The organism is Vibrio xiamenensis (assembly GCF_900100015.1).
Taxonomy (GTDB): domain Bacteria; phylum Pseudomonadota; class Gammaproteobacteria; order Enterobacterales; family Vibrionaceae; genus Vibrio; species Vibrio xiamenensis.
On sequence record NZ_FNDD01000032.1, the window covers coordinates 25,822 to 52,055 of the forward strand.

Here is a 26,234-nt window from a genome sequence, read left to right on the forward strand (position 1 = left end):
ATTATTCCTCGATTTTACCGCCTGCAGCTTCGATTGCAGCTTTAGCGCCTTTAGTTACGCGTAGACCTTTAACAGTCACTGCTTTGCTGATTTCACCTGAAAGAACAACTTTAACAAATTCGATGTTCTTAGTGACAACGTTAGCAGCTTTAAGGCTGTTTAGATCAACAACATCACCTGTTACTTTCGCTAGCTCAGCTAGACGAACTTCAGCAGACACTAGGCTCTTACGAGAAGTGAAACCGAATTTAGGTAGACGTTGTTTCAAAGGCATTTGACCACCTTCGAAACCTGGACGGACTTTACCGCCAGAACGCGACTTTTGACCTTTGTGGCCACGGCCACCAGTTTTACCAAGGCCTGAACCGATACCGCGACCTACACGCTTCTTAGAAGGTTTAGAACCCGCAGCCGGTGATAGAGTATTCAAACGCATTCTGATTACTCCTCAACTTTAACCATGTAGTAAACTTTGTTGATCATTCCGCGAATACACGGAGTATCTTCAAGTTCAACTGTGTGGTTGATTTTACGAAGGCCCAGACCGCGCAAAGTAGCTTTGTGCTTCGGTAGGCGACCAATTGAGCTTTTAGTTTGAGTTACTTTAATAGTTGCCATGGTGTTCTTACTCCGAAATAGATTCAACAGTTAGACCACGTTTAGCAGCAACCATTTCTGGTGACTTAACGCTACCTAGTGCATCGATCGTTGCACGAACGATGTTGATAGGGTTCGTAGAACCGTATGCTTTAGATAGTACGTTGTGTACACCAGCAACTTCTAGTACTGCACGCATCGCACCACCTGCGATAACACCAGTACCTTCTGCAGCAGGCTGCATGTAAACTTTAGAGCCCGAATGGCGACCTTTCACTGGGTGGTGAAGAGTGCCTTCGTTAAGCGCGATAGTAGTCATGTTACGACGCGCTTTTTCCATTGCTTTTTGAATCGCAGCAGGTACTTCACGGGCTTTACCGTAACCGAAACCTACACGACCGTTACCGTCACCAACTACAGTTAGTGCAGTAAAGCTCATGATTCGACCACCTTTAACCGTTTTAGAAACACGGTTAACAGCGATTAGCTTTTCTTGCAAATCATTAGCTTGTTGTTGTTCTTTAGCCATCTTCCAACCCTACCTTAGAATTTCAGACCAGCTTCGCGAGCAGATTCTGCTAGCGCCGCTACTCGACCGTGGTATTGGAAACCAGAACGATCAAATGCAACAGCAGTAACGCCTTTTTCAAGCGCGCGCTCAGCAATAGCTTTACCTACCGCTTTAGCTGCATCGATGTTACCAGTGTATTTCACTTGCTCACGGATCGCTTTTTCTACAGTAGAAGCTTGAGCGATAACCTCAGAGCCGTTTGATGCGATAACCTGAGCGTACACGTGACGCGGAGTACGGTGTACTACTAGGCGAGTTGCACCCAGTTCAGCAATCTTACGACGTGCGCGTGTAGCACGACGGATGCGAGATGCTTTCTTATCCATAGTGTTACCTTACTTCTTCTTAGCTTCTTTAGTACGCACATTTTCATCTGCGTAACGAACGCCTTTGCCTTTATAAGGCTCTGGCTCACGATAAGAACGAATGTCAGCAGCAACTTGACCAACTAGTTGTTTGTCACAACCAGTTAAAACGATCTCAGTTTGGCTTGGACATTCAGCTTTGATACCCGCTGGCAACTCGTGCTCAACTGGGTGAGAGAAGCCTAGAGTTAAAGCTACAGAGTTGCCTTTGATAGCAGCACGGTAACCAACACCCTTAAGAACTAGCTTCTTAGTAAAGCCTTCAGTAACACCCACAACCATGTTGTTCACTAGTGCACGAGCAGTACCTGCTTGTGACCATGCGTTAACAACACCTTCGCGTGGACCGAAAGTCAGGTTATTTTCTTCCTGAGCAATAACTACTGCGTTGTTAAGAACGCTAGATAGTTCGCCTTTCGCACCTTTTACAGTGACTTCTTGGCCATTCAGTTTCACCTCTACGCCAGCTGGAATAGCGACAGGTGCTTTAGCAACACGAGACATATTCTACTCCTTACGCTACGTAGCAAAGAATTTCACCACCAAGGCCTGCTTTACGTGCAGCACGGTCAGACATAAGACCTTTGGAAGTTGAAACGATGGCAACACCAAGACCGCCCATCACAGATGGAAGCTCGTCTTTTTTCTTATAGACGCGCAGACCTGGACGAGAAACACGCTTTAGTTGCTCGATTACTGGTTTTGCTTGGAAGTACTTAAGAGTAACTTCTAGCTCAGGTTTTACTTCGCCTTCAACAGCGAAATCAGTGATGTAACCTTCAGCTTTTAATAGTGCAGCAATTGCAACTTTAAGCTTTGAAGAAGGCATCTTAACAGCAACTTTATCTGCTGCCTGACCGTTACGAATGCGGGTCAGCATATCCGAAATCGGATCTTGCATGCTCATATGTATTACTCCAAATGATTAAGTGGCAATTACCAGCTAGCCTTACGAAGTCCAGGAATCTCGCCTTTCATGCAAGCTTCACGAACTTTGATACGGCTTAGACCGAATTTACGTAGGTAACCGTGTGGACGACCAGTTTGGTTGCAACGGTTGCGCTGACGTGACGCACTTGAATCACGAGGAAGAGTTTGCAGTTTAAGAACTGCGTTCCAACGGTCTTCTTCAGATGCATTAACATCGCTGATAGTAGCTTTTAGCGCAGCACGCTTCTCAGCGAACTTAGCTACAAGCTTCGCACGCTTAGCTTCACGTGCTTTCATTGAATTTTTAGCCATAACAGTAACCCTTCACCTTACTTACGGAATGGGAAGTTAAAGGCAGCCAGCAGAGCACGGCCTTCCTCATCAGTACCAGCAGACGTCGTAATAGTGATGTCTAGACCGCGTACTCGATCAACTTTATCAAAGTCGATTTCCGGGAAGATGATTTGCTCGCGAACGCCCATGCTGTAGTTACCGCGACCGTCAAAAGACTTAGCGCTAACACCACGGAAGTCACGTACACGTGGAAGTGCAATAGAGATTAAACGCTCTAAGAAATCCCACATACGTTCGCCACGTAAGGTTACTTTACAACCAATTGGGTAGCCTTCACGAATTTTGAAACCTGCTACAGATTTACGCGCTTTAGTAACAAGTGGCTTTTGACCAGAGATCGTTGCCATGTCCGCTGCTGCGTTTTCTAGAAGTTTCTTATCGTTAATTGCTTCACCAACGCCCATGTTTAGGGTGATTTTCTCAATCCTAGGGACTTGCATGACGCTTGTGTAGCTGAATTGTTTGGTCAATTCAGCGACTACAGACGACTTGTAGTAATCATGCAGTTTCGCCATAGTAGAACTCCAAATTACTTAATTGTTTCGCCGTTAGACTTGAAGAAACGCACTTTTTTGCCTTCTTCAAAACGGAAACCGATACGGTCCGCTTTACCAGTTGCTGCGTTGAAAATTGCAACGTTAGAAACATCGATTGCTGCTTCTTGCTCAACGATACCGCCTTGGATACCTAGAGCTGGAACAGGTTTCTGGTGTTTCTTAACTAAGTTGATACCTTCAACGATAACTTTACCAGTTGCGAGAACCTTGTTTACTTTACCTTTCTTGCCTTTATCTTTACCGGCAAGAACGATCACTTCGTCATTACGACGGATTTTAGCTGCCATCTTTACGTGCTCCTTACAGAACTTCTGGAGCCAGTGAGACAATCTTCATGAATTTCGCATTACGAAGTTCACGAGTCACTGGACCAAAGATACGTGTACCGACTGGTTGCTCTGTCGTGTTGTTCAACAGTACGCAAGCATTTCGGTCGAAGCGAATGACAGAACCGTCCGGACGACGTACGCCTTTACGGGTGCGAACTACCACCGCCTTCAGTACATCACCTTTTTTAACTTTACCGCGTGGAATTGCTTCCTTAACAGTAACTTTAATGATGTCACCGATGTGTGCATAACGACGGTGAGAGCCACCCAGAACCTTAATACACATTACGCTGCGAGCGCCTGAGTTATCAGCTGCGTCCAGCATACTTTGCATTTGGATCATGTTAGTGCTCCGCTAAATATTAAAACTAGACCCATCTCGGGTCGGGCTGCCTCTTTAAAAGGGACGCGAATTGTACCACCCTTTTTCGAGATTGGGTAGTCAAAAAATAAACGGCCCCAAAAAAGTCTTGGAGCCGCTTCTTTACCGTAGAGAAACCGAGATTAAATCTTCGCTTTTTCTACTACGCGTACCAAAGTCCAAGATTTTTTCTTAGACAGTGGACGGCATTCACTGATCTCAACAGTGTCGCCAATGCCACACTCGTTGTTTTCATCGTGGGCATGTAGCTTAGTCGTTTTACGTACAAACTTCCCGTAGATAGGGTGTTTTACGAAACGCTCGATAGCAACAACAATAGACTTGTCCATTTTATCGCTAACTACACGGCCTAATTGAGTACGAATTTTGTCACTCATTATGCGCCTGCCTTCTCAGTCAAAACAGTTTTCACACGTGCGATATCGCGGCGTACAGCTTTCAGAGTATGAGTTTGCTGTAGTTGACCAGTTGCAGCTTGCATACGCAAGTTGAACTGTTCACGTAGCAAATTCAATAGTTCTGCATTAAGCTCTTCAACGCTCTTATCGCGTAGATCTTGTGCTTTCATCACATCACCTGCTTAGTTACAAAAGTAGTTTTGAATGGCAGTTTACGAGCCGCTAGGCGGAACGCTTCACGTGCCAACTCTTCAGGTACACCGTCCATTTCGTACATAACCTTACCAGGTTGGATTTGGGCTACCCAGTACTCAACGTTACCTTTACCCTTACCTTGACGAACTTCTAGTGGTTTTTCTGTGATAGGTTTGTCTGGGAATACACGAATCCAGATTTTACCTTGACGCTTAACGTGACGTGTCATTGCACGACGTGCCGCTTCGATCTGGCGAGCAGTAAGACGGCCACGGCCAACAGCTTTTAAGCCGTATGTACCGAAACTTACGTCTGTACCTTTTGCTAGACCACGGTTGCGACCAGTATGAACCTTACGGAACTTAGTACGTTTAGGTTGTAGCATCTGTCGACTCCTTACTTACGGCCTTTGCGCTGCTTCTTAGGCTTGTCGCCTTTAGGCTCTACAGCGTTAGCTGCTGGCATACCGCCTAGGATCTCACCTTTGAAGATCCAAGTTTTAATGCCGATTACACCGTATTGAGTGTGAGCCGAAGAAGTTGCGTAATCAATGTCAGCACGTAGAGTGTGTAGAGGCACACGGCCTTCACGGTACCACTCAGAACGTGCAATTTCAGCGCCGCCTAGACGACCGCTTACTTCCACTTTGATGCCTTTAGCACCTAGACGCATTGCGTTTTGTACCGCGCGCTTCATAGCACGACGGAACATAACACGACGCTCTAGCTGAGACGCGATGCTGTCACCCACAAGTTGTGCGTCCAGCTCAGGCTTACGTACTTCAGCGATGTTGATTTGCGCTGGTACACCTGCAATTTTCGCAACAGCTGTGCGTAGTTTTTCTACATCTTCACCTTTCTTACCGATAACAACGCCTGGACGAGCAGTGTGAATAGTCACACGGATGCTCTTAGCAGGACGCTCGATAACGATGCGTGATAAAGATGCTTTTTGTAGTTCCTTAGTAAGGAACTGACGTACCTTGAAGTCGCCGTCTAGGTTGTCAGCGAAATCTTTGGTGTTAGCAAACCATGTAGCATTCCAAGGCTTAACGATGCCTAGACGAATACCATTTGGATGTACTTTTTGACCCATTGCTTACTCTCCTAGTCTCTTAGCGATCTGCTACAACAACAGTGATGTGGCTTGAACGCTTCAAGATACGATCCGCACGACCTTTTGCACGAGGCATAATACGCTTCATGGTTGGGCCTTCATCTACGAAGATTTTAGCGACATTCAGATCGTCAATATCAGCACCTTCGTTGTGCTCCGCGTTCGCGATTGCTGACTCAAGAACTTTCTTAACTAGTTCAGCAGCTTTTTTGTTGCTGAAAGTTAGGATTTCTAGAGCTTGGTCAACAGATTTTCCACGAATTTGATCCGCAACTAAGCGAGCTTTCTGAGGCGAAATGCGAGCAAAGTTATGTTTAGCAATAGCTTCCATTTATTTACTCCTTAGCGCTTCTTAGCTTTCTTATCCGCAGCGTGGCCACGGTAAGTGCGTGTTGGTGCGAATTCACCCAGTTTGTGACCAATCATTTCATCGGTAACGAAAACTGGAACGTGCTGACGACCATTATGGACAGCGATGGTCAAACCAATCATTGATGGAATGATCATTGAACGACGGGACCAAGTCTTAATAGGCTTTTTGTCTCCGCTTTCCACCGCTTTCTCTACCTTCTTCAGCAAGTGTAGGTCAATAAATGGACCTTTCTTGAGAGAACGTGGCATGGCTTATCCTCTTATATAGATTACTTATTACGACGACGTACGATGTACTTGTCAGTGCGTTTGTTCTTACGGGTTTTGAAGCCTTTAGTTGGCATACCCCAAGGAGATACTGGGTGACGACCACCAGAAGTACGGCCTTCACCACCACCGTGTGGGTGGTCTACTGGGTTCATTACCACACCGCGAACGGTTGGACGAACACCGCGCCAGCGGTTAGCACCAGCTTTACCTAGTTCACGTAGCATGTGCTCTGAGTTACCTACTTCACCGATTGTTGCACGGCCTTCAGCAAGAACTTTGCGCATTTCGCCAGAACGTAGACGGATAGTTACGTAAGAACCATCACGAGCTACAAGCTGTGCGTATGCACCTGCAGAACGAGCTAGCTGAGCACCTTTACCAGGTTTTAGCTCAACGTTGTGAATAGTTGAACCTACAGGGATGTTACGCATTGGCAAAGCGTTACCCGCTTTGATAGGCGCATCAACACCAGACTGGATTGAATCACCAGCTTGGATACCTTTAGGTGCGATGATGTAACGACGCTCACCGTCTGCGTAAAGCACAAGTGCAATATTCGCGCTACGGTTTGGATCGTATTCAATACGCTCAACTTTCGCTGGGATGCCGTCTTTAGTACGTTTGAAGTCAATTACACGGTAGTGTTGCTTATGACCACCACCGATGTGACGTACTGTGATACGACCGTTGTTGTTACGACCGCCGTTCTTAGCGTTCTTCTCTAGAAGAGGCGCGTAAGGCTTACCTTTGTATAGGTCAGCGTTAACAACTTTAACAACGTGACGACGACCAGCCGAAGTCGGCTTACATTTAACAATAGCCATTTTTCAACTACTCCTGTTATTCCGCGCCGCCAACGAAGTCAAGGTCTTGACCTTCTTTCAAAGTAACGTACGCTTTCTTAACGTCTGAACGACGACCTTGGCGTAGACCTTGACGTTTGGTCTTACCCTTATTGATAAGGGTGTTTACAGACTTAACTTCAACTTCAAATAGCTTTTCTACAGCTGCTTTGATCTCTTTCTTAGTTGCATCTTTAGCTACTTTAAACACGATAGTGTTTGCTTTTTCAGCAGCCATAGTTGCTTTTTCAGAGATGTGCGGAGCACGTAGAACTTTTAGGATACGCTCTTCAGTGATCATGCTAGCATCTCCTCAACTTGCTTAACTGCATCAGCAGTCATTAGAACCTTGTCAAATGCGATTAGGCTTACTGGGTCGATACCAGCAACATCACGCACGTCAACTTTGTATAGGTTGCGAGCAGCTAAGAATAGATTCTCGTCTACTTCACCAGTCACGATAAGAACATCGCTTAGCTCAAGATCTTTAAGCTTAGAAACAAGTTCTTTTGTTTTTGGTGCTTCTACTGAGAAGTTATCAACAACGATTAGACGCTCTTGACGAACTAGCTCAGAGAAAATGCTTTTCATAGCACCGCGGTACATTTTTTTGTTTACTTTTTGGCTGTGATCTTGTGGTTTCGCAGCAAAAGTAACACCACCTGTACGCCAGATTGGGCTACGAATTGTACCAGCACGCGCACGGCCAGTACCTTTTTGACGCCATGGCTTAGCGCCACCGCCAGAAACTTCTGAACGTGTTTTTTGAGCACGAGTACCTTGACGAGCACCTGCTGCGTACGCAACAACTACTTGGTGAACAAGAGCTTCGTTGAACTCACGTCCGAAAGTAGTTTCGGAAACAGTTAGTGCATCAGCACCTTTAACCATCAATTCCATTACTTACTCCTAGACGTTATGCTTTCACAGCTGGTTTAACGATGACGTTACCGCCAGTTGAGCCAGGTACTGCACCTTTGATAAGAAGCAGATTGCGTTCAGCGTCAACACGTACGATCTCTAGGTTTTGAGTCGTTACACGCTCAGCACCCATGTGACCAGCCATTTTCTTGCCTTTGAACACGCGACCTGGAGTTTGACATTGGCCAATTGAACCCGGTGCACGGTGAGACAAAGAGTTACCGTGAGTCATATCTTGGGTACGGAAGTTCCAACGCTTAACAGCGCCTTGGAAACCTTTACCTTTAGATGTACCAGTAACGTCTACTTTTTTAGTTTCGTTGAATAGTTCAACAGTTAGTTCAGCACCAACTTCAAACTCTTCGCCGTTTTCTAAACGGAATTCCCAAAGACCGCGGCCTGCTTCAACACCTGCTTTCGCAAAGTGACCAGCTTCTGGCTTAGTTACACGGTTAGCTTTCTTAGCACCAGCAGTTACCTGGATTGCTGCGTAGCCGTCATTTTCAAGAGTTTTAACTTGAGAAACACGGTTCGCTTCAACCTCAACAACTGTTACTGGGATAGAAACGCCTTCTTCGGTAAATACGCGGGTCATACCCACTTTACGTCCGACTAGACCAATCATATTCTAATCTCCCCTTAACCTAGGCTAATTTGTACATCAACGCCCGCAGCAAGGTCTAGACGCATCAGTGCATCAACAGTTTTATCTGTTGGTTCAACGATGTCGATTAGACGTTTGTGAGTACGGATTTCGTACTGATCACGAGCATCTTTGTTAACGTGTGGAGAGATAAGAACTGTGAAACGCTCTTTACGAGTAGGTAGTGGGATTGGACCACGAACCTGTGCGCCAGTGCGCTTAGCTGTTTCAACGATTTCCGCAGTTGAAGCATCGATTAGTTTGTAATCGAAAGCTTTAAGGCGGATACGAATACGTTGGTTCTGCATGAGACAGAGCTCCAAATTAATAAATTACACAAACAATATCGCCACTCAAACACGCCTGAGGCGAGAGAATGCCGATTGATTTATGTGAAACCGTAGCATCCAAGATTAGGACGCATTGTCAGCTAATAGGTGATTAACCTGTTCTATCAATAAAGATAGAGAGCTAAATTTTTATTAACTGCGAACATAAGCTGAGTTTACATTACCCGATAAACACTAGGTTTTACGGCTCCTCGCTGCTCATTGGTTCACAACTGGCTTAACCAGTGCGCTGCATTATACAGATCACGGTTTCACATGCAAGCACTGGGCGAAAAATAAACGAATTATATTTGTCGCTGATTTTTACACGGCAAATAAAAAGCCATTCAGCAATACTGAATGGCTTAAAAGCTTTTTACTAAGGCTTTTATTATTTCGCGATACGCTGGCGAACCGCTTCAAATAAGCACACACCTGATGCCACTGAAACGTTCAAGCTTGAAACACTGCCTGCCATTGGAATCTTGATTAAGTCATCGCAAGTCTCGCGGGTTAAACGGCGCATACCATCCCCCTCTGCGCCCATAACGATAGCCAGCGGCCCGGTCAACTTTGCTTGATAAATATCATGGGTCGCTTCACCCGCAGTACCAACAAACCAGATATTCTTCTCTTGTAGCGCGCGCATGGTACGCGCCAGGTTTGTCACACGAACCAGAGGCACGGTTTCTGCGGCGCCACACGCCACTTTACTGACCGTTGCGGTCATCGGTGCGGACTTATCTTTTGGCACGATCACCGCCGCGACACCTGCAGCATCGGCGTTACGTAAGCATGCACCTAAGTTATGTGGGTCAGTGACACCATCGAGAATTAACAACAAAGGCGACTCATGCTTAGCCAAAATAGCGTCTAGATCATGTTCATTTAACGGCTTGGCAGGTTTCACTCGCGCAATCACACCTTGATGGTTGGCGCCGCGCGCTTTGTCATCCAACGCTTTACGTCCCATCTGTTGAATCGAAACGCCCAGCGCCTGCAATTCATTTAAAATCGGCATTAAGCGATCATCTTGGCGCCCTTTTAGCACCATCGCTTCGATAAAGCGTTCTGGTTCTCGTTCTAATACGGCTTTCACTGCGTGAATGCCGTAGATAAATTCATTACTCATTCATTCAACTCGTCTTGTTACTGCGCGTTCTTACTGGGCTTGGCTTTTTTTGGTTTACTGCCCGGCTTCTTTTTGCGCGCTTTGGTGACTTTCGGCTTTTTGTTGTCTTCGTTTTGAGGCCTTACGGTTGGCTCAATATCGGGAGACGATTTAGCGCCATTTTTACTTGAAGCGCGCTTTTTCGCCTTCGCTTTTTGCTGTGCTTCCACCGCGCGTTTTTTGGCAGTCTTACCTTGGCCGCGTAGCTTACGACTTGTGCCAACTAATTCAAAGTCTATTTGGCGATCGTCTAAGTTAACCGCCAAGACTTTCACTTTGACCGCATCGCCCAAGCGATAAATCAAACCAAAGCTTTCGCCGATAAGTCTTTGACCAATCGGATCAAACTGATAATAATCGTTCTGCAAGTTGGATATATGCACTAAACCATCAATGTGCAGATCTGTTAAGCGCACAAAGAAGCCAAAGCCAGTAACATTGGCAATCACACCATCAAGCTCTTCACCGACGTGATCTTGCATGTATTCGCACTTGAGCCAATCTGCCACTTCACGAGTCGCATCATCAGCTCGGCGTTCAGTCATCGAGCACTGCTCGCCAAACACATCCATGTCATCGAATGAATAGTGATAACCACCTGTTGGCGTCCAACGATCTTGATTACGGCCTTCATGTTTAGCAATCAAGTATTTAATCGCACGATGGAGCAGCAAGTCAGGATAACGACGAATTGGCGAGGTAAAGTGCGCGTAGCGTTTTAGTGCCAACCCAAAGTGTCCTGCATTGTCGGCACTGTAGATAGCTTGCTTCATTGAGCGCAATAGCATGGTTTGAATCAGTTCTTTATCTTGGCGCTCACCAATTTGACGAACCAAGGTCGCGTAATCCGTCGGCGATGGCTCTAACCCACCGCCTAAGTTCAAGCCAAGTTCACCAAGGAAATCGCGAAAACCTTGCAGCTTCAGTTCCCCTGGCGTTTCATGGATTCGGTATAGCGCCGGCTCTTTGGCTTTTTCAACAAATGATGCTGAGGCGATATTGGCCAAAATCATACATTCTTCGATGATCTTATGGGCATCATTACGAATCACAGGTTCAATACGGTCGATCTTACGTTCGGCATTGAAAATGAATTTGGTTTCAACCGTTTCAAACTCAATCGCGCCGCGTTGGTCGCGTGCATGCTTGAGTACCTTGTACATCTTGTGCAGCTCTTCAAGATGACCAATTAACGGCTGATAACGTTCGCGTAGCTCTTGATCACCATCAAGAATGCTACCGACTTTGTTATAAGTCAGGCGTGCATGGGAATTCATCACTGCTTCGTAGTGTTTGTAACCGGAAAGCTTACCGGTTTCAGATATGGTCATTTCACACACCATACACAAACGGTCAACTTGAGGGTTAAGCGAACACAAACCGTTAGACAGAACTTCTGGCAGCATAGGCACGACTTGCGATGGGAAATATACCGAGTTACCTCGGTTAATCGCTTCTTTATCGAGAGCGGTATCGGGTCTTACATAGTAACTGACATCTGCAATCGCAACCCATAGGCGCCAGCCGCCGCCTTTTTTGGCTTCACAGTAAACAGCATCATCAAAATCTCGTGCATCTTCGCCATCAATCGTCACCAGCGGCAAAGTTCGTAAATCGACGCGACCGACTTTCGCCTCTTCAGGCACTTCTTCCCCAAGTCCCTGAATCTGCTTCTCGACCGCTTCTGGCCATTCGTGAGGAATTTGATGGGTACGAATCGCGATTTGTGTCTCCATACCCGGCGCCATACTTTCGCCAAGCACTTCGACAACTTTACCCATCATGCCGCGCGAGCGTGCGCCGCGGTCAGTAATTTCAATCACCACCACATTGCCCATACGAGCACCAGCACGCGCATCGTTAGGGATCAGAATGTCTTGGGAAATACGGGAATCGTCGGCTACGACATACGCGTAACCTTGTTCGAGGAAAAAGCGTCCAACGATTTGCGATTTACGCTCTTCCAATACGCGGACTAGACGACCTTCTTTACGACCACGTTTGCTGTTGTCAGTCGGCTGCACCAAAACGTAATCGCCATGAATAAGCGTACGCATTTGATGATGAGGCAACATAATGTCGTCATCTTTACCAAGACTGCCGTCCGGGCGCACCCAGCCGTGACCATCTTTATGCCCAATCACATAGCCTTTAATCATTTCAAGCTTTTCTGGCAAGGCGTAGCATTGGCGACGAGTAAAGACTAACTGACCGTCGCGCTCCATGGCGCGTAAACGGCGGCGAAGTCCTTCGTATTGTTCCTCACCTTTGAGCTGTAGCGCTTCAAAAAGATCGTTACGATTCATCGGCACACCCGCTTTACCAAGGAAATCTAAAATAAACTCTCGGCTCGGGACTGGGTTTTCATAGTTCTGGGATTCACGCTCCGCAAACGGATCGCTGGGAATGTTGTCTGACATAAATACGCCTGTTAACAGGGGAAGATTTAAACTTAGTATATCTGACTCACAGCCTAAGCTACAGAATTGCTTTATAAAAGCGCCGTTAACTTGGTGAAAGATTAGACACGAGACAGCGGAAACAATAAAGCCCACCGAACGGAGTGGGCTTTAACAGCAAGCTTGAGATTGAGGAATTACCAAGCGGTATCAACACGCTTGGCGCGCGCAATAATATTTTGTGGCATGCGCTGTTCTAGCCCCTGACGCAGGCGAGAAATGCGCTTGTGCTGACGCTTATCCGCCGTGACTGAGTTGTACAGCCAGCGATAAGCATCTTCATAATCCAGTGGGCTACCGTAATCACGCAATAGCAATTCAGCCAGATGAATACGCGCGTTTAGATTGCCCATCGCCGCCGCTTCACGCAAGTAAGGAATCGCACGTTCTTTATCTTGTTGAACCAAAGTTCCGTGTGAGTAATAACGCCCGAGTTGCTCAAGTGCAACGGGCAAACCTTGGTGCGCGGCGTTTTCCATGTAATACAAACCAAGTTCAACATCTTGGTCGACACACACGCCCCACGCTAACATATCACCGTAGAGAAATTCATAAGACGGCAAGTTAATCCGCGTTGCACGAGCAACGATATCTTCTACCAACTGGCAGTGATCCGCTTTGACTCTTTCTAAATGCTTATTTTCTTCAATCAGTTTTATCAGCTCAGCTTCTGTATAGATAGGCACTGGCTCTCCAACATCGGCCACATTGGCATGACAGAGAGCAGAGGTCAGTGCAAACAATAACGAAGCAGCCACCGTTCGTAGCTTCATATTGTTACTCTTTCAAATCTGGCGCCTTTCCTTAAAGTGGCAGGCTCGATAAAGTTATCGGCAATCGATGCCAACTCTTTAGCCGCTTTTTGCCATATCACTGGCAAAGGCTTGCCGTCACTTGTTCAACATAGCAGCAAATTGAGCATAAAAAAACCGGCCTACTGGCCGGTCTTTGATATTCAATAAAACCTGAATCAGGAATTAAGATTCAAATGGGTGAACCTTAATGATGGTTTCGTTACGGTCTGGGCCAGTAGAGATAATATCAATTGGCACGCCGGTTAGCTCTTCAATACGTTTGATGTAATCAAGCGCAGCTTGAGGAAGATCTTCCAGTGATTTAGCACCGAAAGTATTTTCACTCCAACCAGGCATGGTTTCGTAGATTGGGGTTACGGTTTCAAACGCATCTGCAGCCATTGGTGAGACTTTCAGAATGCTGCCATCTGCGGTTTTGTAACCAGTACAGATTTTTAGCTCTTCAATACCATCAAGCACATCAAGCTTAGTTAAGCAGAAACCAGTGACTGAGTTAATTTGAATCGCACGGCGCATAGCCACAGCATCAAACCAACCAGTACGGCGTAAACGACCCGTTGTCGCACCAAATTCATGACCTTTAGTACCCAAATGCTTACCGACTGGATCTTGTTTTTCTAGACCGTCGTATAGCTCAGTTGGGAATGGGCCTGAACCCACGCGAGTACAGTACGCTTTAGCAATACCAAGGATATAACCGATATGACGCGGACCAAAACCAGAACCTGCAGCAACACCACCAGCGGTTGTGTTAGAAGAGGTCACGTATGGGTAAGTACCGTGGTCGATATCTAGCATGGTACCTTGCGCGCCTTCAAACATGATTTTGTCGCCGCGTTTACGTGCTGCATCAAGTTCGTCAGTGACGTCGATGACCATTGAAGTCAGCAAATCAGCATAGCCCATTGCTTGCTCAAGCACTGATTCATAGCTAACTTCTTCTGCTTTGTAGAAGTTAACCAATTGGAAGTTATGGAATTCCATGACTTCTTTCAATTTTTCTGCAAACGCTTCTTTATCAAAAAGATCGCCAACACGAAGACCGCGACGAGCGACTTTATCTTCGTATGCAGGACCGATACCACGGCCAGTGGTACCAATCGCCTTTTTACCACGAGCGGCTTCGCGCGCTTGGTCTAAAGCAATGTGGTACGGCAAAATTAGAGGACAAGCTTCAGAAATGAAAAGACGTTCACGCACCGGAATGCCACGCTCTTCAAGAGGTTTCATTTCATTGATTAGGGCTTCTGGTGAAAGAACTACACCGTTACCGATAACACATTTAACGTTATCGCGAAGAATACCTGATGGAATTAAGTGAAGAACGGTTTTTTCACCGTCAATGACTAGAGTGTGTCCTGCGTTGTGTCCGCCTTGGTAGCGAACCACGTATTTTGCATCTTCCGTTAAAAGGTCAACAATTTTACCTTTACCTTCGTCACCCCACTGGGTGCCTAGAACGACTACGTTATTACCCATCTTTCCAAGTCTGATTGCTAGTTAAAAATGGATTCTAGCACCGATAAGCAATCGATGCAGTCATTTTTTAAGCATAAAAACGCAATCGAATGGTAACAATCTGTTTGGACAATATCTCGTGCTGTTCTAGGCCAATATTATTCGTCAGCGTAGATTTTTATACTTAATTCACCAGAGGTATCAATAGATGCTCGATACATTCCACTGCTGTTCATCGCAAAGTGAATTTGACCACTGCCATCCACGGCAATCAGTCCACCTTCGCCGCCCATATCCTTCAATTCGCCATTAATCACCGTATCACAAGCAGTTACGAGATCTTGCTTGAGATAACGCATTCGCGCCGCGATATCACCGGCCACGGTTTGACGAATAAAATACTCGCCCATTCCCGTGGTTGAGACCGCGACGTTACCGTTTTCAGCATAAGTACCGGAGCCGATCACAGCGGAATCCCCGACTCGACCATACTTTTTATTGGTGATGCCGCCAGTGCTAGTCGCAGCGGCCAAATTACCATGTTGATCGAGAGCCACCGCGCCAACGGTGCCGAATTTACGGTCGTCAGGGAATTTAGATTCCGAAAGCGCAAATGCGCCTTTTTCTTTCATGGTCTGCAATTGTTCATAGCGGCGGTCGGTATAGAAATAGTCTTGCTCGGTATAGTCGTAGCCGTTTTCAAACGCGAACTCTTCTGCGCCTTCGCCAATCAGAAACACATGATCGCTTTTACGCATCACATCGCGAGCCAAACAGACCGGATTTTTGATATGACGTACACCTGCAATCGCTCCGGCATCTTTCTCTTTGCCGTGCATCACTGATGCATCCATTTCAACGATTTCCTTGTGAGTAAAGACCGAACCTTTACCGGCATTAAATAGCGGAGAATCTTCCAACACTTCTACTGCAGCGACGGTGGCATCCAGCGCATCTCCGCCCTGTTGCAATATACGATGTCCAGCTTGTACCGATGCTTCCAACGCAGCCAAAATGGCGCTTTTCAACTCAGCAGTCATCTGCTCGCGAACTATGGTTCCGGCGCCGCCGTGAATCGCAATAGAAAATGGTTTGCTCATCGATTTCCCTCCATGTGTGAACTTATCGAGAATGCGGTCATCGCTTTTCGCTTGTCAAGTGACTTGTTAGCCTACCCATCACTAACCGCCTGTCATACGTTTCCGTCTGGTACAAAAAAACGCAACCTGCCGAAGCCGATTGCGCTTTTTACTAGGGTGAATTCACCCTCAATTAAGCGAGATTACTGGCAACCGCCACCACCGCAACAACCACCTTCGTGGTCGTGATCATGGCCGTGGCCGCCACAGCAACCGTCACCATGGTCATGATCATGGCCATGTGCTTGGTGAACGTGACCGTGCTCGATCTCTTCTTTTGTTGCTTCACGTACCGCGACGACTTCAACATCAAACGTCAAAGTTTGACCAGCAAGCATATGGTTACCATCAACCACAACTTCTTCGCCGTCAACTTCAGTGATTTCTACTGGGATTGGGCCTTGGTCAGTATCGGCAAGGAAACGCATACCTACTTCAAGCGTATCAACACCTTGGAACACGTTAGCAGGAACGCGTTGTACTAGGTCATCGCTGTGCTCACCGTATGCTTCTTCAGGGCCAACAGTCACAGAGAATTTGTCACCTGCTTTTTGACCTTCAAGGGCTTTCTCAAGACCAGGGATCAGATTGTTGTTACCGTGTAGGTAATCGAGTGGCGCGTCTACTGTTGATTGGTCAACAACCACACCGTCTTCCATCTTCACTTGGTAGGCAAGACTTACGACTACGTTATTTTCAATTTTCATATTTGCTCCGAGGCATCTGGCTTGAGAGTAATACTCAAGATCAATGTATTTAGCTGCGTATTATGAAGAAGCGTCAGCGAAACTCAATCAGTCTGGCTTAAAAATTCCGATCATTTGTTGCTCAGCGTGATGAGTTTTTTCAACAGACTGGGGTTTACGCTGTTCGCTATAATCGCAGTCGACGCATTCGACCAACTCGATATTATTTTCGATCCACCAGCGCAGCGTATCGTGCTGCTGACATTTGGGACAACTGGCTCCAGCAATGAATCTCTTCTTGGTCACTTTGGGTTCCTACATCCTAATTCCAGTAATGCTTTGATTGTTGGTCGCTTTCCATTTCTCGACCAAAAATCTCTTCCAGCTCTTTACGTGCTTCTTTGGCGCGCAGAGCCAGCTTTTTATCCTCATTATGCTGAGGAATGAGTTCTTTAAGCATAGCATTATCAAGCTTGCGAAAATGTGCTTCGGCGCGCTTCGCTTGATATGGGTGCATACCAAGTTCCACCAAAGCTTGACGGCCGAGATCCAAAGCACCGAGGTAAGTTTCACGCGAATAATGGCTCACTCCGTAGCTAAGCAGTTGATATGCTTCAACACGGCTGCGAGCACGAGCTAAGAGTTTCAAGTGAGGAAAATGCTGCTGGCATAGCTCAACAATTTTGATGATTTCATCGGGGGAGTCAGTACAAATCACCAGAGCTTCGGCTTCATCGGCACCCGCCGCACGCAGCAGATCCAACTGAGTGGCATCACCATAAAACACCTTGTAGCCATATTTACGCAGCAGACGAATTTGGCTGGCATCACTTTCCAAAATAGTCAGTTTGATTTTGTTGGCGTACATAAGCCGCCCGACAATCTGGCCAAAGCGGCCAAAACCCGCAATGATGACGCGCGGCTGATTATTGGGAATCGGGCTTTCGACTTGCTCACTTTTATCACTGTTGAGTCCGCGAGCATACCAGCGGTTTTGGATGAGCAGCAGCAGTGGCGTGGTCACCATCGATAAACTCACCACCACCAACAGCAGTTCCGTTTGCGATTTTTCCAGCAGCCCTTGTCCACTAGCGGCGGTGAAAATGACGAAGGCAAATTCGCCGCCTTGGCTAAGAATCGCCGCCATGCGACTGCGCGCTTTCGAGTGGGTTCCCGCCACTCGAGCCAGCACATATAGCACCACGCCTTTCATCACCACTAACCCAAGCACGGCGAGCACAATCATCAGCGGCTTTTCGATAATTAAGCCGAGGTTAACCGCCATACCGATAGCGATAAAAAACAAGCCGAGCAGCAATCCTTTAAACGGGTCGATCGCAATTTCCAACTCGTGTCGATATTCGCTTTCAGCCAGTAACACTCCTGCTAAAAAAGTCCCCAGTGCCATCGAAAGGCCAAGTTGTTCCATCAAAAGCGCAATGCCAATCACCATCAACAGAGCCGTCACGGTAAACAGTTCGCGCACGCCAGTGGCTATCACATAGCGAAACAGCGGGCGCAATAAAAAGTGACCGCCAACCATCAAACCTATTACGCCAGCAAGCATCCACACCGCATCAAGCCAATTACCTCCGGCGCTTCCTGCCAGTAGTGGCATAAATGCCAGCATAGGGATCACGGCAATATCTTGAAACAGCAATACAGCAAAACCTGAATGACCGGTTTCAGTTCTCGCTAAGCCCTGCTCTTCAATTACTCGCAGAGCGATGGCGGTTGACGATAACGCCAGCCCCATACCAATCACGAGGCTGACCTGCCAAGCAAATCCCATCAAATTCACCGCGCTGGCGATCATCGCAGTAGTGACGACCACTTGCGCGCCGCCAAGGCCAATGATTGGCCCACGCATCTGCCACAGCTTTTTCGGGTTAAGTTCCAGACCGATGAGAAACAGCAGCAGCACCACACCAAACTCGGCGAAATGAAGAATCGCTTCGACGTCGTTAATCAGCCCAAGCCCCCACGGACCAATCACCACGCCAGCCAGTAAGTAACCGATCACCGACCCAAGTCCAAGACGCTGCGCAATTGGCACTGCAACTACCGCAGCGGTAAGAAACACCATGGCGATAACGAGAAAATCGTTGCCTGTCTGCATGCTAATCTCCTAACTCGCTAAGCGGATTACATAGCCATTGATAGTAACTATGAGCGTGCTGGGCGCGTTGTTGGTCAGACACATTACGCGCCCAGTACAACACCAGAGGTTCAACCCAAGTCATGCGGCACAGTGCCGCGGTCAACTCAAAAGGCTGCAAAATCTGCTCAAGTGGGTACTTGTTATACCCCTCTTCGCCAAATGCCTCTTCTCGCCCACCTGTGGTGATCACACTGCGCCAAATCTTGTCTTGCAACGCACTGCCTCCGCCAAACGCAAAACCTTTGCTGATCACTCTATCCAGCCACTCTTTGAGCAGTGCTGGGCAGGAATACATATAAAGCGGGTGTTGAAACACAATCACGTCATGTTCAAGCAGTTTTTGGTGTTCGGCATGAACATCAATAAAGAAGTCGGGGTAACAACCGTAAAGGTCGTGAATGGTGACGTGTTGAAGTGTTTTGATTTGGTCAATCAAAACGCGGTTGACGATCGAGCTATTCGGCTCAGGGTGAGCATAAATCACCAAAATCTTTGGCAAAGCTGTGTGCGTGTCTGTCATTCCGTAATTAGCCACCCTATCAATAAATTCAATCTTGGTTATCAGTTTGTTATACGTTTTTGCAGCCCATAACGCAATGATCGACTTTTGTCGCCAATCCCCCTACTATGCGGGACGATAAGCGGAAACCAAAAGCACAAAGAATATGATTACCTTCTCTGACATCCAATTACTGCGTGGTGGCACGCCATTACTCGACCAAGCCAGCGCCACCATTCATCCCGGCGACAAAGTCGGTCTCGTGGGCAAAAACGGTTGTGGTAAGTCTACCCTGTTTGCATTAATGAAAGATGAACTAAGCATCGATGCCGGTTCTTTCAGTTTACCAACTCAGTGGGAATTGGCTTGGGTTGCACAGGAAACGCCTGCTCTTGAGCGTAGCGCAATCGAATATGTTATTGACGGTGATCGTGAATATCGTGATCTAGAAAGCCAGCTGGCGAGCGCCGAGCAACAAGACAACGGCACGTTAGTAGCGGAGCTACACGGCAAAATTGAAACCATTGGTGGCTACAGTATTCGCGCTCGTGCCGCTGAACTGCTTGACGGCCTTGGTTTTAGCCAAGAGCAAATGAGCTGGGATCTGACCCAATTCTCCGGGGGTTGGCGCATGCGCTTAAACCTTGCGCAAGCGCTATTGTGCCGCTCCGACCTGTTACTGCTTGATGAACCGACCAACCACTTGGATTTGGACGCCGTGATGTGGCTAGAACGCTGGCTACAAACTTATCCGGGCACACTAGTGCTGATTTCCCATGACCGCGATTTCCTCGACCCAATCGTTGGCCGCATCATTCACGTCGAAAATCAGCAGCTCAACGAATACACCGGTAACTACTCATCGTTTGAAGAGCAACGTGCGCAAAAGATGATCTTGCAACAAGCGCAGTTTGAGAAGCAGCAAAAGCAAATGGCGCATATGCAAAGCTACATTGACCGCTTCCGTTATAAAGCCTCCAAGGCGCGCCAAGCGCAAAGCCGTATTAAAGCGCTAGAACGCCTTGAGAAAGTGCTACCGGCTCAGTTTGATAACCCATTTAGCTTTGAGTTTCGTGAGCCTTCCGCACTGCCTAACCCGATCTTGATGATGGATGAAGTCAGCGCAGGCTACGGCGACCATTTAATTTTGGAAAAAATTCGCCTTAACTTGGTTCCGGGCAGCCGTATCGGTTTGCTGGGGCGCAACGGCGCGGGTAAATCGACGCTGATCAAACTGCTATCGGGCGACTTAGCCGCAGCATCCGGCACATTTAATTATTCGCAAGGGGTGAAAATCGGTTACTTCGCTCAGCATCAATTAGAAACCCTGCATCCGGAAGAGACGCCGCTGCAGCATATGATGCAGGTAGCTCCGGACAAAAACGAGCTTGAATTACGTAACTACCTAGGCAGCTTTGGTTTTCAAGGTGATAAAGCGCTGGAGAAAGTAGCGCCGTTTTCTGGTGGTGAAAAAGCCCGTTTGGTGCTGGCGCTTATCGTATGGCAAAAACCCAACTTATTGCTGCTCGACGAACCGACTAACCACCTCGACTTAGATATGCGCCAAGCTCTGACTATGGCTTTGCAAACCTTTGAAGGCGCAATGGTTATCGTCAGCCACGACCGCTATCTACTGCGCGCTACCGCGGATGATTTGTATCTGGTGCACGATCGCCAAGTGGCGCCATTTAGCGGTGATTTAACCGACTATTACAAATGGCTTACCGAACAGCAAAAAGCGCAGCGTAAAGAAGCCCAAGCCCAGCAACCTGCTAAAGACAGCAGCAACAGCGCTGCCGGGCGAAAAGAACAAAAACGTCGCGAAGCAGAATTTCGTATGCAGACCGCGCCAATTCGTAAGTTGATCACCAAACTTGAAGCGCAAATGGATAAACTCAACCAAAAATTAGCCGAAGCGGAATCGCAGCTTGTTGATAACAGCCTGTATGAAGTGGAAAATAAGGCTAAACTAAATGAGGTGTTAACTCAGCAAGCCAACGCTAAAGCTGAGTTAGAAGAGGTCGAAATGGAATGGATGACCCAGCAAGAGACCCTCGAATCCATGGAACAGGAGTTCAATGCCGAATGAGTGATAAGCAGGTGAATATTTCTTTAACTCTTGAGCGCTTATGGCAGTTCAGCCTGCAGTATTACGGCGTTCAAGAAGTCAAAGAAGCATGCTTAAAGCTTCAAAATCAGTTTCACGGTAATGTTAATTTACTCATGCTCTTGAAGTGGCTTGATGAACAGCAAGTCACCTTCAAAGACCAAGAGTGGCTTCAAGTCGAAGCATGTCTTGGTCGCTCGGAAGCGCTGCTAAATAGTTATCGTGAACTAAGAAAAAAGCTTAAGTTACACCTGCCTGACACTCTGTATCGAGAGTCGCTACAATTTGAACTGCAACTTGAACGTCAACAGCAGTCCGATTTAGTCGATTGCCTTAATCAGTTGCCGCTGATCCCAAACCATGACGACGCTCTCACCCTACGTTATTGCCGACAGTTGGGAGGCGAACATTTATACCCAGCGTTTTGTACTCCCGTTCCTCATAATCGTAATCGTGAAGCAGATTTATGACCCAATTTATCGCCGCGACAGGCTTAACCAATCCTCACTTGCAAACTTTGGCTCCGCGCTTTATTCGTAAAAAAGCGCTGTTTGAACCGGTGTGGCAAACCATTGATACGCCTGATGGTGACTTCCTAGACTTGGCATGGAGCGAAGATTGGCAAACCGAAGCGGCTCAATCTAAGCCACTGTTTATTCTGTTTCATGGTCTGGAAGGCAGCTTTTATAGCCCGTATGCCAATGGTTTAATGAACGCGTTCGCCAAACAGGGCTGGCTGGCGGTAATGATGCATTTTCGTGGCTGTAGCGGTAAACCGAATCGACTCGCACGCGCCTACCACTCTGGCGAAGTTGAAGATGCTCGGCTATTTCTCGAACATGTTCACCAGCACTTTCCACAGCAACGCAAAGTGGCTGCTGGCATTTCCCTTGGCGGCAATATGCTCGCCAACTATTTAGCTGAGTACGCCGAGAAACCGCTACTTGATGCGGCAACCGTTATCTCCGCGCCATTAGATTTATCCGCCTGTTCTCAGCGTATCGAGCTGGGTTTTTCTAAAATCTATCGCTCGTATTTGATGCGCTCAATGAAGCACAACGCGTTGCGTAAGCATCGATTATTGCAAGGCGAAATCGGCATTTCTTATCAAAGCATCAAACGTATGACGCGCATGCATGAGTTCGATGATTTGATTACTGCGCCGCTACACGGCTTTAAAGATGCGCAAGATTACTATCAGCAATGCTCGGCCATTCATCGCTTAAAGTCGATTCGTTTGCCAACTCAGTTTATTCACGCCAAAGACGACCCGTTTATGACCGACGCGGTGATCCCTAAGTTCGTGTTGCCAAGTAATATCGACTATCGCTTGTTTGATAACGGCGGCCATGTCGGCTTTTTATCTGGCAGTGCATTTAAGCCCTGTTTCTGGCTAGAGCAAGCACTGCCCGCTTACTATCAGAGCTTAAAAACGGCATAATAGCCGCAAAGCTTATTGCATCATAAAAGAACGAGGTATTTATGATTGTGCCATGGCAGGATATTGCGCCCGAAACGTTGGACAATTTGATTCGTGAATTTGTCTTGCGTGAAGGAACCGATTACGGCGACGCGGAAACGACATTAGAAAGTAAGATTGAGCAGGTGAAAGCTCAGCTCAAAGCCAATAAAGCGGTTGTGGTCTACTCGGAGTTACACGAGTCGGTTGATATTCAGACCAATCGTTTCTAATCTCCCCACTCCTGCGCATTCTGCCCGCTTACGACTCTCAGTCACTTTACCGCTAACCACCCGGTGACACACCATGACTTCATGCTATAGTGACTGAATTAAAAATGACCGAAATTACTTGTTTAAGCCAAGTTTCACTGGGCTTTTCAGGACAGTATTTATTTAGACAGGGTTTGTCATGTCAGCAAAACATCCGATCATTGCGGTGACGGGTTCGTCCGGAGCCGGTACCACCACCACCTCAGAAGCGTTTCGCAAAATGTTCAATATGATGAACATCAAACCCGCTTGGGTTGAGGGGGATAGCTTTCACCGTTTTACGCGCCCAGAAATGGATGTCGAAATTCGTAAAGCACGCGAGCAAGGTAGACACATCAGCTATTTCGGCCCTGCAGCCAATGATTTTCAGTCCTTAGCGGAATTCTTTCGCAAATATGGTCACGAAGGGGTTGGACAAATTCGCCGTTACCTACACACCTTTGACGAAGCCGTGCCATATAACCAAATGCCCGGTACTTTCACGCCGTGGCAAGAACTACCAAGCGATACCGATGTCTTGTTCTACGAAGGACTGCATGGCGGAGTGGTCGATGGAGAAGTGAATGTTTCCCAGCATGTCGACTTTCTTATCGGCATGGTGCCGATTGTTAACTTAGAGTGGATTCAAAAGTTCGTTCGCGATACGCGTGATCGCGGTCACTCCCGTGAAGCGGTGATGGACTCGATTGTTCGCTCAATGGATGACTACCTAAATTACATCACACCGCAGTTCTCACGCACCCATATTAACTTTCAACGCGTTCCAACCGTGGACACGTCAAACCCTCTTAATGCCAAAGGGATTCCAAGTTTGGACGAAAGTTTCGTCGTGATTCGCCTCAGAGGGATTAAAAATGTTGACTATCCCTATCTACTTGCGATGATTGATGGGTCGTTCATGTCACGTCACAACACCATCGTCGTCCCTGGCGGCAAGATGAGTTTTGCCATGGAGCTAATCGTGAGACCGCTCCTACAGCAGTTAATCGAGACAGGCAAAATCGGGTAAATAAGTCCACGTAACGTGATTAGTTTTCATACCGTGATCATGTGCACATTTTTGCGTAGGTTTATAGGTATATCACCCGATTAAAATCAAGAAATCGTTTTCTAAAAAGGATACTATTTCTAACTGAAACACAAGATAGCTTGCAGCATTTATTAAGTGCTCTTATCCTAGGAAGCTTGTATAAAAGCTTCGCTAAAATATGGAAAGTGGCAAGCGTACCCTGCAGAGGAAGTGAGATATTATGGTTCTAGGTAAACCTCAAACCGACCCAACATTAGAGTGGTTTCTTTCACACTGTCATATTCATAAGTACCCATCAAAAAGCACGCTGATCCACGCGGGCGAAAAAGCAGAGACTTTGTACTACATCGTAAAAGGTTCTGTTGCGGTACTGATTAAAGATGAAGAAGGTAAAGAGATGATTCTTTCTTACCTTAACCAAGGTGACTTCATCGGTGAACTCGGCTTATTCGAAGAAGACCAAGAACGTACAGCTTGGGTTCGCGCAAAATCACCATGTGAAGTGGCAGAAATTTCATTTAAGAAATTCCGTCAGTTGATTCAAGTGAATCCAGACATCCTAATGCGCCTTTCTGCGCAAATGGCAAGCCGCCTACAAGTGACTAGCCAAAAAGTGGGTGACTTAGCGTTCCTTGACGTAACTGGTCGTATTGCACAAACGCTACTTAACCTAGCGAAACAACCAGATGCAATGACTCACCCAGACGGCATGCAGATTAAGATCACTCGTCAAGAGATCGGTCAAATCGTTGGCTGTTCACGTGAAACAGTGGGTCGTATTCTGAAAATGCTTGAAGAGCAAAACTTGATTTCAGCGCACGGTAAAACCATCGTGGTTTACGGTACTCGCTAAGATAAGCATCTCGCTTAGCAAAAAAGCCACCTTACGGTGGCTTTTTTATTACCTGTAGATCACCAATCTCACGTTAAGCGAGGTTTTGGCTTAAGCATTTCGCTACCGCCAGCAGCTCTTGCTTGGTGTGCTCAATGTCTTCAATGTGGTGATGAACCGTGCGAGAGTTAAGTGTCATGTAAGGAATGGTCAGCACTGCCAACACATCACCCTGCACACCCCAGATCGGCACACTAATATTGGTCACCCCGGAAATCTGCGGGCTGTCGCCGACGTAGTAACCTTGTGCTTGAGTCTTTTCCACATGGCTCAGAGCATGCGTGATTTCCTCTTCGGTTGCATCAACACACTCAAGCACCGTTTGACGTTGCTCCGCTGAACTAAAACTCAGATACACGATCCCCGAGCCCGACGAGCAAATATCAATCTTAGACCCTAAACGCAGACTGAAACCCATTTTGTATGGGCTTTCTTCGCGGGCAATCACCACCATTTCACCATTTTTATACCGGCTTAAATGACACGATTGATTGACCTTACTGCACAGTTCATCCAGCAGCGGCGCAGCGCGCTTTAACAGCTGAGCAATCGGCGGATGTTGATTTGAAAGTGCAAACATTTTCAGCGTCAGCGAGTAGCTTGAGCTGAGCGGTTCCAACTCGATGTACTGCTTTTCCACCAGCACCGACAGCATGCGAAAGATCTCGTTCACACTACGGTTCAAACTGTCAGCAATCTGCTTTTTGGTCAAAGGCTCACCGTGGGCGGCCAATAACTCAAGAATATCGAGCCCTTTCTCTAACGCAGGTGCGCGATATTCGGTTTTTTTACTCGGTTCCATAGACAAGTATCATTCCACAACTTTGAGCTTAGATTACACTAGTCTGACTGCGCGATCATTGTTTGACGTTGATAACTAAGAAGTTGAAATACAAAATAACCTCGATCGAAATC

The 26,234-nt window shown here is 47.0% G+C and carries 37 protein-coding genes; 6 read left to right on the forward strand and 31 right to left on the reverse strand.

Annotated elements, in window-relative coordinates; all coding sequences use genetic code 11:
* Position 1: 1 nt before the first annotated feature.
* The 30 genes from rplO to kefG all read right to left on the reverse strand — a co-directional run bounded on the left by rplO (position 2) and on the right by kefG (position 19,580).
* Positions 2-436 (reverse strand): 50S ribosomal protein L15, encoded by a 435-nt coding sequence (rplO, locus tag BLS03_RS20455; protein ID WP_093278391.1) that lies wholly within the window; start codon positions 434-436, stop codon positions 2-4.
* Between the two features lie 5 nt (positions 437-441).
* Complete coding sequence (gene rpmD, locus BLS03_RS20460) at positions 442-618, reverse strand: 50S ribosomal protein L30 (protein ID WP_005379565.1); 177 nt, start codon at positions 616-618, stop codon at positions 442-444.
* Between the two features lie 7 nt (positions 619-625).
* Positions 626-1,126 (reverse strand): 30S ribosomal protein S5, encoded by a 501-nt coding sequence (gene rpsE, locus BLS03_RS20465; protein WP_093278393.1) that lies wholly within the window; start codon positions 1,124-1,126, stop codon positions 626-628.
* A gap of 14 nt (positions 1,127-1,140) precedes the next feature.
* Complete coding sequence (gene rplR, locus BLS03_RS20470; protein WP_093278395.1) at positions 1,141-1,494, reverse strand: 50S ribosomal protein L18; 354 nt, start codon at positions 1,492-1,494, stop codon at positions 1,141-1,143.
* Positions 1,495-1,503: 9 nt separating this feature from the next.
* Positions 1,504-2,037: a 50S ribosomal protein L6 gene (gene rplF, locus BLS03_RS20475; protein ID WP_093278397.1), complete on the reverse strand. Its 534-nt coding sequence runs from the start codon at positions 2,035-2,037 to the stop codon at positions 1,504-1,506.
* Positions 2,038-2,047: 10 nt separating this feature from the next.
* Positions 2,048-2,440 carry a 30S ribosomal protein S8 gene (gene rpsH / locus BLS03_RS20480; protein ID WP_093278399.1) on the reverse strand — a complete coding sequence of 131 codons (393 nt, stop codon included), beginning with the start codon at positions 2,438-2,440 and terminating at the stop codon, positions 2,048-2,050.
* Positions 2,441-2,469: 29 nt separating this feature from the next.
* Positions 2,470-2,775 (reverse strand): 30S ribosomal protein S14, encoded by a 306-nt coding sequence (rpsN, locus tag BLS03_RS20485; RefSeq protein WP_093278401.1) that lies wholly within the window; start codon positions 2,773-2,775, stop codon positions 2,470-2,472.
* Positions 2,776-2,792: 17 nt separating this feature from the next.
* Entirely contained in the window at positions 2,793-3,332 is a 540-nt protein-coding gene (gene rplE, locus BLS03_RS20490; RefSeq protein ID WP_093278403.1) for a 50S ribosomal protein L5, read from the reverse strand.
* 14 nt (positions 3,333-3,346) lie between these two features.
* Positions 3,347-3,661 (reverse strand): 50S ribosomal protein L24, encoded by a 315-nt coding sequence (gene rplX, locus BLS03_RS20495; RefSeq protein WP_093278405.1) that lies wholly within the window; start codon positions 3,659-3,661, stop codon positions 3,347-3,349.
* Positions 3,662-3,674: 13 nt separating this feature from the next.
* Positions 3,675-4,046: a 50S ribosomal protein L14 gene (gene rplN, locus BLS03_RS20500; RefSeq protein ID WP_021704470.1), complete on the reverse strand. Its 372-nt coding sequence runs from the start codon at positions 4,044-4,046 to the stop codon at positions 3,675-3,677.
* 161 nt (positions 4,047-4,207) lie between these two features.
* The gene (gene rpsQ / locus BLS03_RS20505) at positions 4,208-4,462 is read right to left on the reverse strand and encodes a 30S ribosomal protein S17 (protein WP_093278407.1); all 255 of its coding nucleotides are present in this window, start codon (positions 4,460-4,462) and stop codon (positions 4,208-4,210) included.
* Complete coding sequence (gene rpmC, locus BLS03_RS20510; protein WP_093278409.1) at positions 4,462-4,653, reverse strand: 50S ribosomal protein L29; 192 nt, start codon at positions 4,651-4,653, stop codon at positions 4,462-4,464. The genes rpsQ and rpmC overlap by 1 nt, the downstream gene beginning before the upstream one ends.
* On the reverse strand, positions 4,653-5,063 hold the full coding sequence (rplP, locus tag BLS03_RS20515; RefSeq protein ID WP_093278411.1) for a 50S ribosomal protein L16: 411 nt from the start codon (positions 5,061-5,063) through the stop codon (positions 4,653-4,655). The genes rpmC and rplP overlap by 1 nt, the downstream gene beginning before the upstream one ends.
* Positions 5,064-5,074: 11 nt before the next feature.
* Entirely contained in the window at positions 5,075-5,773 is a 699-nt protein-coding gene (gene rpsC / locus BLS03_RS20520; RefSeq protein WP_038864899.1) for a 30S ribosomal protein S3, read from the reverse strand.
* Positions 5,774-5,792: 19 nt separating this feature from the next.
* Entirely contained in the window at positions 5,793-6,125 is a 333-nt protein-coding gene (rplV, locus tag BLS03_RS20525; RefSeq protein ID WP_014230666.1) for a 50S ribosomal protein L22, read from the reverse strand.
* An 11-nt stretch (positions 6,126-6,136) separates the two neighbouring features.
* Complete coding sequence (gene rpsS, locus BLS03_RS20530) at positions 6,137-6,415, reverse strand: 30S ribosomal protein S19 (RefSeq protein WP_010318762.1); 279 nt, start codon at positions 6,413-6,415, stop codon at positions 6,137-6,139.
* A 20-nt stretch (positions 6,416-6,435) separates the two neighbouring features.
* Complete coding sequence (gene rplB / locus BLS03_RS20535) at positions 6,436-7,260, reverse strand: 50S ribosomal protein L2 (RefSeq protein WP_093278413.1); 825 nt, start codon at positions 7,258-7,260, stop codon at positions 6,436-6,438.
* 16 nt (positions 7,261-7,276) lie between these two features.
* Positions 7,277-7,579, reverse strand: a complete 303-nt coding sequence (gene rplW, locus BLS03_RS20540) for a 50S ribosomal protein L23 (protein WP_093278415.1) — start codon at positions 7,577-7,579, stop codon at positions 7,277-7,279.
* Positions 7,576-8,178: a 50S ribosomal protein L4 gene (gene rplD, locus BLS03_RS20545; RefSeq protein ID WP_093278417.1), complete on the reverse strand. Its 603-nt coding sequence runs from the start codon at positions 8,176-8,178 to the stop codon at positions 7,576-7,578. The genes rplW and rplD overlap by 4 nt, the downstream gene beginning before the upstream one ends.
* Before the next feature lie 16 nt (positions 8,179-8,194).
* Positions 8,195-8,824, reverse strand: a complete 630-nt coding sequence (rplC, locus tag BLS03_RS20550) for a 50S ribosomal protein L3 (RefSeq protein ID WP_093278418.1) — start codon at positions 8,822-8,824, stop codon at positions 8,195-8,197.
* A 14-nt stretch (positions 8,825-8,838) separates the two neighbouring features.
* Complete coding sequence (gene rpsJ / locus BLS03_RS20555) at positions 8,839-9,150, reverse strand: 30S ribosomal protein S10 (RefSeq protein WP_001181007.1); 312 nt, start codon at positions 9,148-9,150, stop codon at positions 8,839-8,841.
* 412 nt (positions 9,151-9,562) lie between these two features.
* Positions 9,563-10,303 (reverse strand): 23S rRNA (guanosine(2251)-2'-O)-methyltransferase RlmB, encoded by a 741-nt coding sequence (gene rlmB / locus BLS03_RS20560; protein ID WP_093278420.1) that lies wholly within the window; start codon positions 10,301-10,303, stop codon positions 9,563-9,565.
* Between the two features lie 17 nt (positions 10,304-10,320).
* The gene (rnr, locus tag BLS03_RS20565) at positions 10,321-12,762 is read right to left on the reverse strand and encodes a ribonuclease R (protein WP_093278422.1); all 2,442 of its coding nucleotides are present in this window, start codon (positions 12,760-12,762) and stop codon (positions 10,321-10,323) included.
* Between the two features lie 176 nt (positions 12,763-12,938).
* Positions 12,939-13,574 carry a flagellar protein MotX gene (motX, locus tag BLS03_RS20570; RefSeq protein ID WP_093278424.1) on the reverse strand — a complete coding sequence of 212 codons (636 nt, stop codon included), beginning with the start codon at positions 13,572-13,574 and terminating at the stop codon, positions 12,939-12,941.
* Positions 13,575-13,778: 204 nt separating this feature from the next.
* Positions 13,779-15,095, reverse strand: coding sequence for an adenylosuccinate synthase (locus BLS03_RS20575; protein ID WP_093278426.1), 1,317 nt, complete (start codon positions 15,093-15,095; stop codon positions 13,779-13,781).
* A 137-nt stretch (positions 15,096-15,232) separates the two neighbouring features.
* Positions 15,233-16,174 carry an isoaspartyl peptidase/L-asparaginase family protein gene (locus BLS03_RS20580; RefSeq protein ID WP_093278428.1) on the reverse strand — a complete coding sequence of 314 codons (942 nt, stop codon included), beginning with the start codon at positions 16,172-16,174 and terminating at the stop codon, positions 15,233-15,235.
* Positions 16,175-16,356: 182 nt separating this feature from the next.
* Entirely contained in the window at positions 16,357-16,920 is a 564-nt protein-coding gene (gene slyD, locus BLS03_RS20585; protein ID WP_093278429.1) for a peptidylprolyl isomerase, read from the reverse strand.
* 87 nt (positions 16,921-17,007) lie between these two features.
* Positions 17,008-17,205 carry a YheV family putative zinc ribbon protein gene (locus BLS03_RS20590; RefSeq protein ID WP_093278431.1) on the reverse strand — a complete coding sequence of 66 codons (198 nt, stop codon included), beginning with the start codon at positions 17,203-17,205 and terminating at the stop codon, positions 17,008-17,010.
* A gap of 16 nt (positions 17,206-17,221) precedes the next feature.
* Positions 17,222-19,018, reverse strand: a complete 1,797-nt coding sequence (gene kefB, locus BLS03_RS20595) for a glutathione-regulated potassium-efflux system protein KefB (protein WP_093278432.1) — start codon at positions 19,016-19,018, stop codon at positions 17,222-17,224.
* A gap of 1 nt (position 19,019) precedes the next feature.
* Complete coding sequence (kefG, locus tag BLS03_RS20600; RefSeq protein WP_093278435.1) at positions 19,020-19,580, reverse strand: glutathione-regulated potassium-efflux system ancillary protein KefG; 561 nt, start codon at positions 19,578-19,580, stop codon at positions 19,020-19,022.
* A gap of 145 nt (positions 19,581-19,725) precedes the next feature.
* On the opposite strand from kefG, the gene BLS03_RS20605 reads away from it, so the two are divergent.
* From BLS03_RS20605 to crp, 6 genes are all read left to right on the forward strand, one after another.
* Positions 19,726-21,648, forward strand: a complete 1,923-nt coding sequence (locus BLS03_RS20605; protein WP_093278437.1) for an ABC transporter ATP-binding protein — start codon at positions 19,726-19,728, stop codon at positions 21,646-21,648.
* Complete coding sequence (locus tag BLS03_RS20610) at positions 21,645-22,136, forward strand: TIGR02444 family protein (RefSeq protein ID WP_093278439.1); 492 nt, start codon at positions 21,645-21,647, stop codon at positions 22,134-22,136. The genes BLS03_RS20605 and BLS03_RS20610 overlap by 4 nt, the downstream gene beginning before the upstream one ends.
* Complete coding sequence (locus BLS03_RS20615; protein ID WP_093278441.1) at positions 22,133-23,107, forward strand: hydrolase; 975 nt, start codon at positions 22,133-22,135, stop codon at positions 23,105-23,107. Before BLS03_RS20610 ends, BLS03_RS20615 begins: the two co-directional genes overlap by 4 nt.
* A 41-nt stretch (positions 23,108-23,148) precedes the next feature.
* Positions 23,149-23,358 (forward strand): YheU family protein, encoded by a 210-nt coding sequence (locus BLS03_RS20620; protein ID WP_093278443.1) that lies wholly within the window; start codon positions 23,149-23,151, stop codon positions 23,356-23,358.
* A gap of 178 nt (positions 23,359-23,536) precedes the next feature.
* Positions 23,537-24,406, forward strand: a complete 870-nt coding sequence (locus tag BLS03_RS20625) for a phosphoribulokinase (protein WP_093278445.1) — start codon at positions 23,537-23,539, stop codon at positions 24,404-24,406.
* Between the two features lie 241 nt (positions 24,407-24,647).
* Complete coding sequence (gene crp, locus BLS03_RS20630) at positions 24,648-25,280, forward strand: cAMP-activated global transcriptional regulator CRP (protein ID WP_004410522.1); 633 nt, start codon at positions 24,648-24,650, stop codon at positions 25,278-25,280.
* 73 nt (positions 25,281-25,353) lie between these two features.
* Here crp and BLS03_RS20635 read toward each other — a convergent pair whose 3' ends face one another.
* The gene (locus BLS03_RS20635) at positions 25,354-26,121 is read right to left on the reverse strand and encodes an IclR family transcriptional regulator (RefSeq protein WP_093278446.1); all 768 of its coding nucleotides are present in this window, start codon (positions 26,119-26,121) and stop codon (positions 25,354-25,356) included.
* Between the last annotated feature and the right edge of the window lie 113 nt (positions 26,122-26,234).